Below are 16,639 nucleotides of genomic sequence, written 5' to 3' on the forward strand. Positions count from 1 at the left end.
GTGACCCTTATTCCGCTGCTTCTACCAAAGCTTTCACAAATGCTTTCAATACTTCTTCATCCTCATCATCAGCTTCATTTTCAATTTTCACTGTTTCCGCTGCTTTTTTCGCTCCAGTTTTCGCAAAAGCCTCATCAAATGCAACTGCTGCATGACAGAAGTAATCTGGATACAGTTCGCTATCTCCACTTCCTACTACACCATAAATTTTTCCTGATAGATCTTCGTCAGGTAATTCTTCATGTAAATCTTCTAAGTCAAACGGCAGTTCACCATCTCCATCGGTATAAGTAGCTAGGACACAGATATCCGCATCTTCATAAAAATCTGCTTCTGCATCATCCGCTTCAACGCGTTCAACGTCGACGCCAATTTCTTCAAAAGCATCCTCCAAAATTTCAGAAATTCCTTCTGTGTTTCCTGTGTTGGTTGCATAAACGATTTTTGCTAGTGTCATTTTGTTCATCCTTTCTTTTTTGGGTTTATACATTTGTGGTGCATATATAAAGTCAGACGAGCTGACTATTATCACTTTGAAATAAGAACTTTTGTACCTCTAACTTCAAAATCAGATCCATCAACTGATGGCTTTCTAATTGAGAGTAATTCTCACAAGGTTTCTTCAATCTCTTTGTTTTAGGTAATTAACACCTTGGTATTATCATACCTTAAAATAGTGAATTATTAAACATTGCTGAGAGATTTTTATTCTAATTTTTTCGATAAACAGTTCCCTATTCGTGTTTTTTTATCTCCCTTATGCTTCACAAGAAAAAAAGTTGTATTTTTTCTGAAACTATCATAAAGGTATCGCTTTCTAAGAATGACAAAAAAGAGCTGATAAAACAAAACATTTTGTTTATCAGCTCTCTTTTTCGCGTTTATCACCCATAAATATGGGAAAATAATCGGTTCAAATTCTTTCTATTTTTTAATTTTTTCGGTTGTTTTTAAAATGAACAATTGAAAGTTAATTTCTTTATCTGCTTGTCCTGTCTTCACTTCATAATCGTTTTCAACCAACTCATCATACATCGATACAAGTAATTCTAGTGGAAATTTCGCGACTTGTTGCATTGCTAATTTCACTCGATAAGGATGGACACCTAACGTTTCTGCAATATTAGCTTGCTGATAACCGGTTTTTTGTAAAATTTTTGTTTGCAAAAGCAATCGAATCTGTCCAATTAATATTGCCGTTAGCTTGATCGTTTCTTCCCCTTGCAAATGTAATTCCTCGTAAGTTTGATAAGCTTTTTCTGTGTCTCCCTTTAAAATTCGTTCAGTCAATTCAAAAATGTTATGTTCCAATGTCTTTGGTACCAAATCCTCTACTAGTTGAAGAGTGATAGTGCCTCCCTCACCAGCTAATAGAAGTAATTTTTCAATTTCATTCATCGCCTTTGAAAGATCAAAGTTTGTTAAGCGTAAAAATAGATCAAATGCTTCTTTTGAAATTTTCACATGTTCGTTGCTAATATAGCGCTGTAGGAAGCTGCGAAGATCTCGCTCTTGCAAAGGAGCTGCGTCAACAATAGTGGTTTTCTTCAGTGCTTTTGTAATTTTTTTCCGAGCATCCAGTTTGGGATAGTTCGCCCAAAAAACAACAATCGATGTGTCTAATGGCTGCTTCAGATATTCTACTAATCCATCAACGTCTTGGTCTGGCACATTGCTTTTTTTCTCTCCTGTTAAGAAGTAAGGTTTCTCAACAAAAATCAATCGATAATCACCAAAAAAAGGCAAGGTTTCAGCCTCATCAATCACCGCACCTAAACCATTTTCTTCCATATCAAAGGACATAAAATTTAATTCTTCTAAATCATCTTTTTTCATTCGATCCATAAAAGCTTGCCGAATTTCCTGAATCAAATAATCTTCCGTTCCAGTAATCAAATAAACCGGTTTTAATGGTTCATTTCTAATCTGTTGAATAGCTTCCTGTGTGTTCATGTAACTACTCCTAACTTGTATTCAAAACTATAAAAATAGGCTGATCATTCTTCTACCCACAAAGAGAAAAAGCTTCAACTTTCCATGCTACCACGTTTATTCCGGAAAATCTATCATGACTTTAACCCTTCCTCGTTTCGTCACCGCTGACCATTGATAGTAGATCATCCCGTGTTGATCAGTTCGTAATATTCGAATGTGATGTTTCTTTAACTTTTCTAAAGTTTCCTCTGTGGGATGACCATAGCGGTTCGTTTTACCTACAGAAATAATACCATATTTAGGAGAGATTTTTTCCAACAGCTCTTCACTCGTCGAAGTATTACTGCCATGATGCCCAACTTTGAGAAAGTCTGTTTTCAATTGCGGATAATTCTTCAGCAAGTCCTTTTCACCGGTTATTTCTAAGTCTCCTGTTAATAAAAAGCGCTTCTTATTTAATTGAAAATAAGTGACAAGAGAATCATTATTCTCGCCTTCACTTTTTTTCGGTGACAATATTTGAATCTTTAAGTAGTTTCCGACAGTATCTCCTTGCTTTATCAGATGAATCTTTGTCCCTCTAATTTTTCTTATCATGCTCTGTAATTCTTTTTGCGGCCCTCGAGCCAAATATAGATTTTTCACTTTTATTTCATCGAGTACATGAACTAACTCACCCATATGATCCGCATCATTATGAGTCACCAGCAAATGATCAATCTTGCGACACCCCTGCGATTTTAAAAATGGCAATAAATTATAGTCAGAGAGATGTTTTGATTGCCTTTTCTGCCAATTGTCCTGTTTAAAAGTTAATTTTCCACCAGTATCTATCAAAAAAGTTTCTCGTTTAAAGGGAAGCTTGATAAAAATGCTATCCCCTTGTCCCACATCAACAAAGGCTACTATACCGTTGGTTGATATAGAGATTGAGCCGAGAAGAAAAAAAGCTGTGATCAAAAAAAGATAAATGCTCTGATGATATTTTAACCGATCAATAATCAAAAGAACTACTACTAGAAGAAGAAGAAATAGAAAAAATGATGGTTTTCCAATCGTGAAATTAGGGAAAGTAAAGACCTGCAAAAATTTCTCAAGAAGAAAAAAGAAAAACTCTATCGTATTACTTAGTACTTTAGGTATTGGAGCAAAACAGCCTAGAAAAAGTAGTAAGCATCCAGGTAAAATAATCCATTCAAAAATTGGAAATAGCAGTAGAGTTAGTACACCGCCAATTATGCTCCATTCACTAAAACTAAAAATCAATATTGGCAAAGATAAAACAGAGAAGACGAGCGTCTGCTTCCGCGTGTGAATAGGCAAATCGTTTAAATATAATAGTATTAAAGCAAAGTACAGACTTAACTGAGCACCTACAGACCAAAGAACTAATGGAAAGCTTAAAACTAATAGGAACAGCATTATGCTCCATTGATCTAGTTTAGAAAGTAAAATATCAAAAGTCTGACAGACAAAACCAATGATAAAGCTTAAAACCGCTCGAATTGTACTAAAACCGCCACCTGTCAAAAGAATGAATAGTACGCCGATACAACTTAAAAAAATGAAACGCGAGTTCCTTGTTAAACGCACTCTCTTCAACAGCAAATGAACGCCTCCCAAATAAAATTGGATATGCATTCCTGACAAAGTAAATAAATGTAACAGTCCAGACGCTTTGTAACCTGATGTATATTCTGTGAATGCCGCATCCTTGTAGCCAATTACCAAAGCCTTAAGGTAGCTGGCAAGTCGGTTAGAATACCTTTGATCTATGCGAAAAATCAACTGCTGTCGTAAATCACTCAGGTTAAATCCTCTTCGATCAAGTTGCGTTAATGAATTCACTTGAAGAATTCCTTGGAAACCAAGACTTTGGTAATGGGCTTTTGCATTAAAGCCTTTGAGATTTCTTGCTATATCAAACGTTTCCAATTCTCCGCTAACTAGTCCTAGATTTGGCGGCTGATTAGCAGTCCAACGTTGTTTTTCAACTGGAGACTTCAATGAGTAATAAAGCACGTACTTTTTACCATCGACTTTCCCGATCATTTTTAAGGAACTGCCATCAACAGTGATCGAATCAGATTGAATATGGACGGTTTTATTTAATGTAGATTCTGAAGATTCCGAAAACTGGTTTACATAATAATACGTTCGTAAACCAATAAAAATGCTGCATAAAAAAGCCAACAAAAGCATCTTGTGGCTTTTCATGCAGCAAAGTCGAATCAATAAAATAGTTGCTAGTAAAAATAACCAACCATTAAACTGATAGATCAGACTAGCAAGCAAAATCGCTAGTAGAATCGGTACAATTAAAAAATTACGAAAAGAAGCTAAGGGTTTGGTAATGTGGCAGCATCTTCTCCTAGCTGAAGTTTTGTAAAATATTTACTTTCTAGATGTACTTGATGTGCACTCGCTCCTACTTGATCGATCAACTCAATCGCATATGGATCATTACGATAGTCTTTCAAGTAATGAATTTTCTTGATGCCGGCCTGCAGGAGCGCCTTTGTACATTGTAGACAAGGAAAATGAGTTACATACACCTCGGCTTGATCCGTTGCAATACCTAGTTTGGCACATTGTAGCAATGCATTCATTTCCGCATGGATCGTGCGAAGACAATGACCATCTACGACATAACAACCATCATCAACACAGTGTACATCTCCACTGACAGAACCATTATAACCTCCTGCGATGATGCGTTTATCACGAACGATTGTAGCACCCACTTCTAAACGGGTACATGTACTCCTCAATGATAATAAAACAGCTTGCGCCATAAAATATTGGTCCCAAGGTATTCTTTCAGTCGTCAAATTTTTACCCTCTCTTTCGATCTTTCTTATATTGTAATCGAGTCCTTTAAATTTTCAAGCATCTTTTCGTCGATGTTGACTACTTTCATCACCCTCTCACTCTTAGGAAAACTGCCATTTTCCCAGTGTTACTAAATATTACACTTTTTATCTTTTACCGATTCTTAGCCAATGCCGCCTATGGTATTCATTTATATCAAAGTACGCAAACGAACCTGTTTGCTTCTTATTCACAAGTATTAGCAATGATTATCATACTAATGTAAAAACATTCCTTCGCATTTATTGGCAACAAAAAGTGATAACTCATACCTCACAAGGATAAGTTATCACTTTAAACTATTTAGTCTAAAAAACATACACTTATTTTAATCGTTGATTATTCTTTTTCTACTAAAAATGAAGAAAAAAACTAATGCTCCGAACAATGCGTAACCTGAAATAAGACAATAAATTGTTTGTATAGATATTATTTTTGCCAATAGGCCGTAGATTAGGCTAAAGAGGATCATTACTACATTTTGTCCCAATCCGTAAAATGACATTACCGTAGCTCTGCCTTCATCAGTGATTGTTTCTTGTAGCGACTTGATTAATAACACTTCGGAAATAGACATGATCATCATTGAGGCACCGAAAGTCACAACAGCATAAGTGTGCCAAAGAAAAGTGAAGACCGCTAAGAAACCGCCTGCAAAGCCATATAAAATAAATATCCATCGAATTGATCTGCACTTTTTATCAACTTTGGGGGCTAACAAATCCCCTAAAGCAATAAAAATGAATCGCACAGTTAACAAAACACTCACCCAGTAGTAATCTGCCTTTAAGTCGCGTACAATCAACGCATCGAACTCATCAAGATAACTTACAAGACTAGAAAACAGAATAAGAAAAAAGACAGTCAGCAGAGAAAGAGTGCTGTTCCTAAAGAGCTGGGCCGCATCCTTAAATGTTCTATGAATAGCAATCGTCGAGTCATTTAATTGACTTGCATAATAATTTTTCTCCTCAAGTTTTGAGGCAAGCAACGCGTTGATGAGACAGATACATGCAGACAAAAGAGAAATTTCCGCGAAGCTAATAAAAGTCACTAAAACACCGCTAATAACAATGCCAGTCAAATTTCCAACGTTTGCGAAAAAACGGCTCCTGCCATAGATTTTGCTAAATTGGTCTTCACGATTTTTACTCTTCAGATTATCATAGATTAGACTTTCCTCTGTGCCAGAAACAAAAGCGTTTCCAATGGCCCAAAAGAAAAAACCAACAGCAAACAAACTGAATGATTGAGAAAAAGACCAGATAAAAAAACATAAACCTTCAACAAATGAAGCAATAACCAACATATTTCTACGGCTCCATCGATCGGCCAATATACCAGAGGGTATTTCAAATAAAATACTGAACCCACTCCAGAGAGAAACGAGGATAGCAATCTCAGATATACTCATCCCTCTTTCAATAAACAAGAGCGTGTAAAATGCATAAATTGGCAGACAATGACTCATAAATTTGTAACAATACAATAACTTAACATTAAATGGTATCATTTTTTCTCCTCCCTTTTGTTTTTGAGCAAAACTATTTCAGGGAGGGCCTCGAACATTTTTTTGAGATTCGTTTTAACAAGGGTATCGAATCATTTTCATGGTTTCTCATCTCCTGACTATGGAATTTTTCGAGCACTTTTTGAAAACGTTATATTCTTTATTATATTGTAATTGAGTCCTTTAAATTTTCAAGCGTTTTCTCACCAATGCCGGATACTTTTGTCAGGTCATCGATCGCGTTGAAGCTGCCATTTTCCTCTCGATATTTGATTATATCCGCCGCCTTTTTCTCACCAATTCCTGATAATTTCTGCAATTCTGTCGCATCTGCTGTGTTGATGTTGATCTTTTCTTGAGATTCCCCTCCAATTGATCCATCTGACTCTACTGTTGCTTCTTTTAATCTAGGAATTTCCTCTCCAACTTTAGGTACATAAATGATTTCTTGGTCCGACAAAAGCTTTGAAAAATTGATCTGATTCTGATCCGCCTCAGCTGTAAACCCACCTGCAAGATCAATAGCATCCATTAAACGCATACCTTTTGAAATACGATACATTCCTGTTTTTTTGACCGCTCCTTTGACATCGACATACCACTCTTGATTGATAGATTCACTTGTCTCTACCCTACTGCTCTCTGAAGAAAAAACGGCTGGATCTGTTAGCTCTTCTTCAGATGTTCTGGAAAAGAAGAAAAAAAGAATAACTGCAAGAATAGCCGGTACTGCTAGCCAGTAAGGATACTTTTTTAAATACTCTTTCATAACTACCTCCTTTCCAATAAGTTACGCAAACGATCCTCATTTTTTTCAAAAAAAAGAATGTTAGATTTATTATCTAACATCCTTAATGACTTCTATTTCATTGATTCCAAATACTTTAAAGCATCCTTCACTGTCTTCACTGGAACGATCTTCATATCTGTATCCAGCTTTTTAGCTGCTGCTTTGGCTTCTTCATAATTGGATTTAATACCTGGTTGTGCTTCCTTCATTTCTTTTGTAATCTCATCATCAGGAGCGAAAAAGACCTTATTTTTATCCGCCGCTGCACTAGCGACCTTCTTATCAATCCCGCCAATTCTTCCGACTTCTCCTTCAGAATTAATCGTTCCAGTCCCAGCGATCTTCTCACCGTGACGCAGATCCTTGTTAACGAGCTGTTCATAAATTTCTAGTGTAAACATTAAGCCAGCAGAAGGTCCACCGATATCACCAGCATCCACCTTCACTTTATCCTGCGAGTCAATCTCCGTGTGATCAGTTAAAGTAATTCCAATCCCGGGCTTTTTATCTGTTGGTAATTTAATCAACTTCTCGGTAGCTTCTTTTGTTTTGCCATCATGTGTATAGGTCACTTTCATTTTTTGACCGACTTTTTGGGATTTTACGTACTTCATAAAATCTTCGCTGCTGGTAAATGTTTTTCCATCTGCTTTTGTAACCGTATCACCAACACTAATTTTTCCAGCAAAATTTGAATTTTTCTCTACACCTAGTACGTAGACCCCTTTGTACTCCATTTTATAAGGTTTATTAGCTAATTTTAAAGCTTGTTCAATTGCGAAATTTTGAGACGTTTCCATATTGAATTTTTGAATCTGCATATATTCATCATCACTAGCACCGCCAGTCAGTTCATCAGCAGAAATAATTTCATGAAAAGGTTCAATTTTTGCTTTTAGAGCTGTAAAAACCGTTGCTCGACGTATACCAACTGAGGTTAAGCTAAAAGATCCTTTGTTTTCATCCTTTTTATCATTGACTGTAATCAACTCTTTTAAATTGATTGTCTCTCCTGGCTCCTCGATGTAATAAGGAATCGGTACAATCACACAAGCCACCACTGCTAATGCTAAAAATATAAGTAATAATCGTTTGACGAGTTTATTATTTTTCACTATTTTCACGCTTCTCTTCCAACGCCCGATAGACTGCATCAGGCACATATTCTTTAATATCTCCGTTAAAGGCCCAGACTTCCTTCAAAATTGAAGAACTAATATGACTGTATTTCGGTTCTGCTAACAAAAAAACTGTTTCTAATTTATGGTCTAAATGATGATTCATATAAGCAATCTCTTTTTCATATTCATAATCTTTGACACTTCGAATGCCCCGCAGCAAAAATTTTGCTCCGAGCTTCTCTGCGACATTAACTGTCAGCTCATTTTCCTGACCAATCACCCGTACATTAGGAATGTGTGCTACGGTCTCCTTCACAACCTCAAGCTTCTCTTCTGACGTGAAGTAACTTTTTTTCGTTGTATTCACAAAAACGCCAATGATTAACTCGTCAAATAATTTTGCTCCCCGTTCAATTGTATCAAGATGACCCATAGTCAAAGGATCAAAGCTACCAGGGAAAAGCGCAATTCGTTTCATCCTAATCCTCCCAATCGTAAATCGTTACAGCAGTAATCCCATAATCTTGACGTTTACGTTCTTTCAAATTGCCGATTGCTTCAGGCAGAACGATTTCTTTCCCCGTCTCACATACAACGATTGATGTTCTGGTCAGTAAGTCATTCTCAAGCAACAGATTGATCTGCTTCACGATTTCTTGTTTTGCATAAGGCGGATCCAATAGCACTAAATCAAATTTCACTTCATTCGCAATCAGCTGCTGAATTGCCTGATTTGCCGGCATTTTCATCAATTGAAAGGCTGATTCGTTCTTCGTCACAGCAATATTTTCACGAATGATCTCCATAGCGCGAAAGTTTTTCTCTACCAAAACGGCTTGATCCATCCCACGAGAAACAGCCTCGATTCCTAGAGAGCCGCTACCAGAAAATAGATCCAATGCTTTTCCTCCGTCGAAATACGGGCCGATCATATTAAAAATAGCACCTTTTACCTTATCCGTCGTAGGTCGTGTATTATTTCCTGATAAAGTTTTTAATTTACGACCACCAAATTCACCTGCAACCACTCGCATGAATTACATGCCCCTCTCATTACTATTCATCAGTCAAATGCACAGCTAAGGATATCTCTGTTTGATATGATCCAAAGTCCATTCAGGCTCATTTGACCTCTTTATTATCAAAGAAAAAGATGAAAAATGTTTGAACAAATCAGACATTTTTCACCTTACTTAGACTGTTTCAGCTAATCGAATCTTTGTATTGGCTTCCACGACATCCAACTCATCGTCATCTTTAACTTGATAAGCGGCCTTCGTTCCAATTCGATCCGCAAAATTCATTTCAATATCTGGTCGATACGACCGCTCAACTTGACGTACAAAATGTAAGCCCTGTAGCTTATCTTCTGTTTCATCAACGACCTCTTCATTCACATACAAAACGACGTATTTCATTTTTCTTGAGACAAAATGAATCAAACCAAATCGTTTTAAGGTTTTTAATTGCTTTAAAGAATATACCCAAACAATGATTCCTCGTCTTTTCTGCATTACAAATTCTATGTTATCCATGACAATTCCCCTTACAACTAGGATTTCCAGTTTCAAAAAAAGGATTTCCCGCATTGACTTTGATTTCTGATGAGATGGTTTTTGCCAAACAAATGCCGATTTCATCTAAAAGTTGCTGAAAATCAGTCTCAGCAAGGCGATAAGCGGCGACTTTCTCATTCAGATCAAGAGCTCGCTTGCTTAAACGAACGTTTCGTTGCTGTTGGCGATAATTTGGTGCATACTCGCCGTAAGCAGCGATTTGTTCATATTTATCCTTTTCTGCTTGAAACGTTTTTTTTAGCTGTGCTACCTCTGAGCATTCGTTCATCTGTCTCTTTGCTTGCAGATAGTTTTTATAGCATCGACTTGCTAAAATTTCTTGAATCAATCGTTGATTCTGATCCTCTAGCTGAAAAAAAGCATCATTAATGATCAACCTATTCACTATCCTTTGTTTTTTCTGGTTCTTGTAACAAGACTAGCACACTTTCTTGATTAATTGCAACGCCTAGCTCTGAATCGGAGGTCGTCATTATTTCAGTCAAATGTTCATGGCTAATCCAATCCAAAAGATTAAACAACGGATCTATCATTGGCGAATAGAAAAAACCATCTTCATAGTCGAGTTTGGCATTTTTTGCCAAATCTTTAAATTCGGTTGGTGTTAATTCAAAAGACAAATTGCTTAAATGAGCACCCTGATCTGTTTGCCACTTCTCTAAACGATCTGTTTCCAGCACCTTTTTAGGTGTAGTTAAAAAACTTTTTAAAAGTTTTTTACTGTTAGTCATCGAACCGTCAGCAGTTGGCAGCTTTTCCAGTTTGCGTAGCGTTCGATAAACATTCATAGCATTGATTGTACGTTCTTGCTTCTGCTGGTTTAAAAGGGTCCAATCAAGATTGCTTTCTTGAACACGATTCGCTAAAGGATTTCCACTGTTAATCTGATAGGGCATTAAGCGTAAAAGATTTTCAATGTCTAAATAAACGGCTCCTATCAATTTTTCATTATCTCCATTGAAAAATAGCATTGCAAATGTATTGTTGTCAAAAGCAATCAATGGTCGAAAACGCATATCGTTTTCGCTCAATTCAATCTGCACAGGTTCTTCGTCATAACTTAATGCAAAATCCGCAGATAGATTGATCTGATCTGACAGTCGACTGCTACTCATTCCAAGTTTGAACGGTTTGACATCAGCCTTCTTTGCCATCACTTTGATTGTACTAACCTGCCCAGACTCTACATTCACTTCCAGAATCCCTTGATCTAGGGGATACTCTCGCGTTTGAAAAAAGAAGCCACTGTCTTCTATCTTGATAGGTCGCCCAAATTCCTCTTCAAAAGTTTCGATGGGCTCTGAAATGTAGTTTGCATACCCCTCAGCCTTAATCGTTTGATGCTTTAACGCCTTGTGTCGGACAACTTGATTCGTAGGTGCGGCAGGGATCTTTTTTTGCGTAGGCGGAAAGAGGACAGGCTGCAAATAGTAGCCGATCATAACGAAAAACAGAATACTAAGAAAACCAATCACTCTTTTCACGCAACAACGCTCCTAACTCATACTAGACAAAATCAAACTATTTTTCTTTCACTTCAATTAATAAATCTCCAGAGGTAATACTTTCCCCTTCCTCCACATATAGGTGTGAGACTTTTCCTGCGAAACGAGCATCAATGGAGGTTTCCATTTTCATCGCTTCTGTAATCAATAACGGCTGTCCCTTTTCAACATGATCGCCCTTCTCAACAAGAACTTTCAATACTGAACCTGTCATTGTCGCACCAATCTGTTCACGATTTGTCGGCTCTACTTTACGTTTCGTTTGGACAGCACTCTTGATTGACGCATCCTTAACAAGTATTTCACGACGTTGACCATTCAAGTTAAAGAACAATGTTCGGTTTCCTTCAACATCCGCTTCACCGATTTCATCTAAGCGAATAATCAAAGTTTTTCCCTTTTCGATTTGAACGGTAATTGTTTCCCCTAATCGCATACCACTAAAGAAGGTTGGTGTATCTAACAAAGTAACGTCCGCAAACTGTCCATAGGATTTTTGATAGTCTAAGAAAACTTGTGGATACATTAAGTAGCTTAATACATCCGTTTTACTAGGTTCAAAGCCGATCAATTCTTGTAACTCTTTTTTCACTTTATCAAATTTTACTGGTTCAGCAAACTTACCTGGACGTTCCTGCATCGCTGGACGTCCTTGTAAAATGATCTGCTGTAATTTCTCGGGGAATCCGCCAACTGGCTGTCCTAGCTCGCCTTGGAAGAAGCTGACTACTGAATCGGGATAACTTAACTCATCCCCACGATCGTAAATATCTTGCTCTGTCAATTCATTTTGTACCATGAATAAAGCCATATCACCAACAACTTTAGAAGACGGTGTTACTTTTACAATGTCACCAAACATCATATTAACGGTTTGATACATTTCTTTGATTTCATCCCATTTATCACCTAGACCCACAGCTTTAGCTTGTTGCTGCAGATTCGAATATTGTCCACCAGGCATTTCGTGGTTATATACCTCTGTCTGAGCGGCCATAATTCCATTTTCAAAGCTTGAATAGTATGGGCGAACATCTTCCCAATAATGATTCAATTGACGAACATTCTTCAGATTCAGATCCGGTGTACGCTCTCCATATTGAAGCGCATAATATAAACTGCTCATACTTGGCTGACTCGTTGCCCCACTCATCGCACTTGTAGCAACGTCTACGATATCTACCCCAGCTTTAACAGCGGCAGACAATGTAATAATTCCGTTTCCAGCAGTATCATGAGTATGCAAATGAATCGGCAAATCGGTTGTTTCTTTCAGTTCACTAATTAAACGGAAAGCTGCCTGAGGTTTTAACAATCCGGCCATGTCCTTGATCGCAATCATATGTGCACCGATTGCTTCCAATTCTTTAGCCATATCTTTATAGTATTGAACATTATATTTTGTGCGGCTTGGATCTAAAATATCTCCTGTGTAGCAAATCGTTCCCTCAGCAATTTTTCCAGCATCACGTACGTACTGAATACTTTTTTCCATTTGAGGAATCCAATTCAAGCTGTCAAAAATACGGAAAACATCGATTCCATGATATGCCGCTTCTTTAATGAATTCTTCCAAAACATTATCTGGATAATTTGAGTACCCTACTGCATTTGATCCACGAAACAGCATTTGCAATAACGTGTTTGGCATTGCTTTACGTAATAATTTCAAACGTTTCCAAGGATCTTCTGTTAAGAAGCGGTAAGCTACATCAAAGGTCGCTCCCCCCCACATTTCACTTGAGAACAATTCAGGAATTCCTTCACCCGTAGCTTGAGCAACATTTAATAAATCATGTGTTCTGACACGCGTTGCAAGTAAACTTTGATGGGCATCACGGAAGGTCGTATCAGTAAGCAACACAGAGTCTTGTTTTTTAACCCAATTAGCTACCGCCTCTGGTCCTTCTTTGTCTAAAACATTCTTAGCAGTAACCATTTCTTTTTTCTCAATTTTTGGTGTTCGAGGTGTTTCAAAATAGCGTTTTTCTTGTTTTTCAATTCCTGGAAAACCATTCACTGTGATTTCTGAAATATAGCGCATTGTTTTATTTCCACGGTCGCGAACACGCGGAAACTCAAATAATTCAGGTGTATTATCAATAAACGTCGTTTTCGCATCTCCGCTTTGGAACACAGGATGACTGATGACATTGTGCATAAACGGAATATTGGTTTTCACTCCACGAATTCGGAACTCAATCAAGCAACGTTGCATTTTTTCAATGGCTTGATCAAAATTCAATGCATGGGTACATACTTTTACTAATAAAGAATCAAAGTATGGTGTTACAGTTGCTCCTGCGTAAGCATTTCCTACATCCAGACGTACACCAAAACCACCTGGTGAACGGTAAGTATCAATTTTCCCAGTATCAGGCATGAAGCCATTTAATGGATCTTCCGTGGTTACTCGGCATTGGATTGCCGCACCTGACATTTGGATGTCTTTTTGTTCTGGTAAACCAATCTCTTTGTGCAGGTCTTTTCCTTGAGCGATTAGTAATTGCGAAGTAACAATATCCACTCCAGTGATTAATTCAGTAATTGTGTGCTCAACCTGGACACGAGGATTTACCTCGATGAAATAAAAATTATCACCTTCAACTAAGAATTCGACGGTACCAGCATTTACATAGCCCACGTGTTTCATTAATTGAACGGCCGCTTGACAGATTATTTCTCGTTGTTCATCAGTTAATGAAATACACGGTGCGACTTCAACAACTTTTTGATGTCTTCGTTGAACAGAACAATCACGTTCGAATAAATGAAGAACATTTCCCTTTGTGTCACCTAAAATTTGTACTTCAATATGCTTAGGATTGGCAACATATTTTTCGACGTAGATTTCATCGTTACCGAAAGCCGCTTTCGCTTCACTTTTGGCACGATCATACCCTTCACGTGCTTCTTTTTCATCATGTGCTACCCGCATTCCACGACCCCCACCGCCTAAAGCGGCTTTGATCATGATTGGATAACCGTGTGATTCAGCAAATTCTAAAACACCTTCAACTGTGTCGACCGGACCATCAGAACCTGGAATTGACGGAATTCCTGCTTCTAACGCGGCAGTCTTTGCTTTGATTTTATCGCCGAAAATATCTAAATGGTGCAACTCGGGCCCAACAAAAATTAGTCCCTCTTCCCGACAGCGCTTCGCGAACTCAAGGTTTTCAGAGAGGAAGCCGTAACCTGGATGAATCGCATCCACTTTTGCTTCTTTCGCCACCCGAATAATATCTTCAATATCCAAGTAAGCATCAATCGGTTTCTTCCCTTTTCCGACTAAATATGCCTCATCTGATTTGAAGCGGTGAACGGAATACTGATCCTCTTCAGCAAAGATCGCCACCGTTTTAATGTTTAACTCACTACACGCACGAAACACCCGCGTTGCAATTTCTCCTCTATTTGCTACCAATACCTTTTTCATGCACTTCACTCCTGACTTTTTAAGTATTCATACTCGATTGCGAGTTTTGTCCGTTTTTCATCCGCACTAATATTTAATGCAAAAGCTACGCCCACTGACAATACAAGTAAGCTGTTTCCTCCTTGACTCAAGAATGGGAACGTGATCCCAGTCAATGGAATAATTCCTAAAATACCACCAAGATTAATAAAAACTTGTAATAACAACAAACTTCCAATACCGATACAAATCAGCGAATTGAAAGGTTTTTTCGAACGAATCCCAACCAAGTAAATTCGTGCGATCATAAAAATTAAAATTGCTAATATAATTAAAGCGCCGATCAAACCAACTTCTTCTATTACTATAGAAAAGATGAAGTCCGTATGAGCTTCACTTAAAAAACCTTTTTTCTCAATACTATTTCCCAGTCCACGGCCAAACCAGCCACCATTAAACATAGCGTAATAACCGTTGACCATTTGATGTCCTTGATCTAGCTCATATTTGAAGGGGTTTTTAAAACTCTCAAATCGACTGACAATATATTGGAGCTTCCCTGGAAAAATTGCTTCACCAAAATGCGTTAAAAATTCAATAACAAGAAAACTTCCAACAATTCCTACACCACCAACAATCAAACTATAAACCCAGTTAACTCCGCTAGCCAGAAGCAAGATCAACGCAAGCAATGTGATAATAGCGGCATTTCCCATATCTGGTTGAACGGCTACTAAAAAAATCATTGCAAAAACCAGCATTAGTGGACGTTTCATATCTGTCACGAAATTTTCTTGAATCGTATCTTGACGCTTCGACAAGATATAAGACAAATACCAAACGACCATAATTTTCAAATACTCAGCCGGCTGCATACTAAATGATCCGATCCGAATCCAACCTTTAGCGCCATTCACTTCATCACCAATAAAAAAGACAACAATCAACAAGATGAATATGAAATAAGTCGCAATAATAATTAGCTGCTGACTTTTCAATACATCTGTTTTCATCTTGTACATCAAACTGATCATAATTAAACTTAAAACCCAAAAAATTCCTTGGTTCATCACCAGGCTTGTTGGGTTCACATCATTTGTAATCAGCAAATAGGAAGTTGAACTGTAAACAAAAATCAATCCGATCACAGTCAAAATCAAATAAGGAATCAAAATACTATAATCTAAAAAATGTCGTTTCTTTATCTTCGTTGGCAAGGGTTAAGCCTCCCAGCCGGCATCCGTCAGATCCTGACGAGTTTCGTACAATTCCGTATATAAACGATTTAACTCTGCTTCCAGTTCACTAAGCATTTGCTGCCCTTCTCCGCGCTTCAAGATACCTACCTTTTCAGCAAAGAATACTTGACGTGAGAAGCCATACATTTGTGTATCAACGACTTCTTCAAAAGCTTTACATTGAGAGATACACAAACTATTCGTTTGATTGCGAATCAAAAGTTTGATTCGATCAGCATCTTCTTGCAACACTTTAATGGCAAAATCAGAAGAAATATTTTCCATTCTGCTTCCCTCCTATCTTGATTTCAACATTATAACATAGAAAAAAATTAAAAAGGGAAAAAATACGTGAGACTAAGCTTTTTCTAAACTCTTTGTTCGGATTTTGACTTTTACACAGCCTGTAGAATATTACAAAGAGATTACAACCCAGAAACTTTATATGAAAGCGCGAAAAATCAATTCTTTTTGCAACCCTCCCTGTGAAACAAAGCTTTCATATGAAACATAACAGTTTTTTATAATTTCCAATTCTACAGTTTAACAATACGTTGATTAGATTTTGATCGAAGCGATGACACTCGTTCCTTACCGCGACTTATTCACTGAACATTTTTTTAATCCTAAGCACGACAAATAGCCTACTAATTTAGTAGGCAAAAAATCAACTA

General features: G+C 37.4%; 15 protein-coding genes. All 15 read right to left on the bottom strand.

Translation table 11 applies throughout. The annotated features are described in order from the left end of the window. Positions 1–7: 7 nt before the first annotated feature. Positions 8–457, bottom strand: coding sequence for a flavodoxin (locus J9537_RS08015; protein ID WP_010744904.1), 450 nt, complete (start codon positions 455–457; stop codon positions 8–10). A gap of 467 nt (positions 458–924) precedes the next feature. Next, positions 925–1,953, bottom strand: a complete 1,029-nt coding sequence (holA, locus tag J9537_RS08020; RefSeq protein WP_218255583.1) for a DNA polymerase III subunit delta — start codon at positions 1,951–1,953, stop codon at positions 925–927. Between the two features lie 96 nt (positions 1,954–2,049). After that, complete coding sequence (locus tag J9537_RS08025) at positions 2,050–4,137, bottom strand: DNA internalization-related competence protein ComEC/Rec2 (RefSeq protein WP_245001247.1); 2,088 nt, start codon at positions 4,135–4,137, stop codon at positions 2,050–2,052. A gap of 137 nt (positions 4,138–4,274) precedes the next feature. Further along, positions 4,275–4,766 (bottom strand): ComE operon protein 2, encoded by a 492-nt coding sequence (locus J9537_RS08030; RefSeq protein WP_218255586.1) that lies wholly within the window; start codon positions 4,764–4,766, stop codon positions 4,275–4,277. A gap of 368 nt (positions 4,767–5,134) precedes the next feature. Further along, positions 5,135–6,319, bottom strand: a complete 1,185-nt coding sequence (locus J9537_RS08035; RefSeq protein ID WP_218255587.1) for an MFS transporter — start codon at positions 6,317–6,319, stop codon at positions 5,135–5,137. 160 nt (positions 6,320–6,479) lie between these two features. Then, positions 6,480–7,085: a helix-hairpin-helix domain-containing protein gene (locus J9537_RS08040; protein WP_218255588.1), complete on the bottom strand. Its 606-nt coding sequence runs from the start codon at positions 7,083–7,085 to the stop codon at positions 6,480–6,482. 92 nt (positions 7,086–7,177) lie between these two features. After that, positions 7,178–8,221: a SepM family pheromone-processing serine protease gene (locus tag J9537_RS08045; RefSeq protein ID WP_218257349.1), complete on the bottom strand. Its 1,044-nt coding sequence runs from the start codon at positions 8,219–8,221 to the stop codon at positions 7,178–7,180. Further along, complete coding sequence (gene coaD / locus J9537_RS08050; protein ID WP_010744912.1) at positions 8,211–8,705, bottom strand: pantetheine-phosphate adenylyltransferase; 495 nt, start codon at positions 8,703–8,705, stop codon at positions 8,211–8,213. Before coaD ends, J9537_RS08045 begins: the two co-directional genes overlap by 11 nt. 1 nt (position 8,706) lies before the next feature. After that, the gene (rsmD, locus tag J9537_RS08055; protein ID WP_218255589.1) at positions 8,707–9,261 is read right to left on the bottom strand and encodes a 16S rRNA (guanine(966)-N(2))-methyltransferase RsmD; all 555 of its coding nucleotides are present in this window, start codon (positions 9,259–9,261) and stop codon (positions 8,707–8,709) included. A gap of 159 nt (positions 9,262–9,420) precedes the next feature. Beyond that, positions 9,421–9,768: a YlbG family protein gene (locus J9537_RS08060; RefSeq protein WP_028020682.1), complete on the bottom strand. Its 348-nt coding sequence runs from the start codon at positions 9,766–9,768 to the stop codon at positions 9,421–9,423. Then, entirely contained in the window at positions 9,755–10,180 is a 426-nt protein-coding gene (locus tag J9537_RS08065) for a YlbF/YmcA family competence regulator (protein WP_218255590.1), read from the bottom strand. The genes J9537_RS08060 and J9537_RS08065 overlap by 14 nt, the downstream gene beginning before the upstream one ends. A 1-nt stretch (position 10,181) precedes the next feature. Then, a complete protein-coding gene (locus J9537_RS08070; RefSeq protein ID WP_218255591.1) occupies positions 10,182–11,288 on the bottom strand; it encodes a CAP-associated domain-containing protein in 1,107 nt (368 codons plus the stop codon). A 37-nt stretch (positions 11,289–11,325) separates the two neighbouring features. After that, positions 11,326–14,748, bottom strand: a complete 3,423-nt coding sequence (locus J9537_RS08075; RefSeq protein WP_218255592.1) for a pyruvate carboxylase — start codon at positions 14,746–14,748, stop codon at positions 11,326–11,328. Between the two features lie 5 nt (positions 14,749–14,753). After that, complete coding sequence (locus J9537_RS08080; RefSeq protein WP_218255593.1) at positions 14,754–15,944, bottom strand: FtsW/RodA/SpoVE family cell cycle protein; 1,191 nt, start codon at positions 15,942–15,944, stop codon at positions 14,754–14,756. 3 nt (positions 15,945–15,947) lie between these two features. Further along, positions 15,948–16,250, bottom strand: coding sequence for an Fpa/YlaN family protein (locus tag J9537_RS08085; RefSeq protein ID WP_010744919.1), 303 nt, complete (start codon positions 16,248–16,250; stop codon positions 15,948–15,950). Positions 16,251–16,639 lie beyond the last annotated feature (389 nt).

Source organism: Enterococcus raffinosus (assembly GCF_019175485.1).
Lineage (GTDB): Bacteria > Bacillota > Bacilli > Lactobacillales > Enterococcaceae > Enterococcus_A > Enterococcus_A raffinosus.

What these genes read in the sequence shown, in the direction of transcription:
- J9537_RS08015 (WP_010744904.1), bottom strand. Translation starts at nt 457, where the DNA reads ATGACACTAGCAAAAATCGTTTATGCAACCAACACAGGAAACACAGAA.
- holA (WP_218255583.1), bottom strand. Translation starts at nt 1,953, where the DNA reads ATGAACACACAGGAAGCTATTCAACAGATTAGAAATGAACCATTAAAA.
- J9537_RS08025 (WP_245001247.1), bottom strand. Translation starts at nt 4,137, where the DNA reads ATGCTTTTGTTGGCTTTTTTATGCAGCATTTTTATTGGTTTACGAACG.
- J9537_RS08035 (WP_218255587.1), bottom strand. Translation starts at nt 6,319, where the DNA reads ATGATACCATTTAATGTTAAGTTATTGTATTGTTACAAATTTATGAGT.
- J9537_RS08040 (WP_218255588.1), bottom strand. Translation starts at nt 7,085, where the DNA reads ATGAAAGAGTATTTAAAAAAGTATCCTTACTGGCTAGCAGTACCGGCT.
- coaD (WP_010744912.1), bottom strand. Translation starts at nt 8,705, where the DNA reads ATGAAACGAATTGCGCTTTTCCCTGGTAGCTTTGATCCTTTGACTATG.
- rsmD (WP_218255589.1), bottom strand. Translation starts at nt 9,261, where the DNA reads ATGCGAGTGGTTGCAGGTGAATTTGGTGGTCGTAAATTAAAAACTTTA.
- J9537_RS08075 (WP_218255592.1), bottom strand. Translation starts at nt 14,748, where the DNA reads ATGAAAAAGGTATTGGTAGCAAATAGAGGAGAAATTGCAACGCGGGTG.
- J9537_RS08085 (WP_010744919.1), bottom strand. Translation starts at nt 16,250, where the DNA reads ATGGAAAATATTTCTTCTGATTTTGCCATTAAAGTGTTGCAAGAAGAT.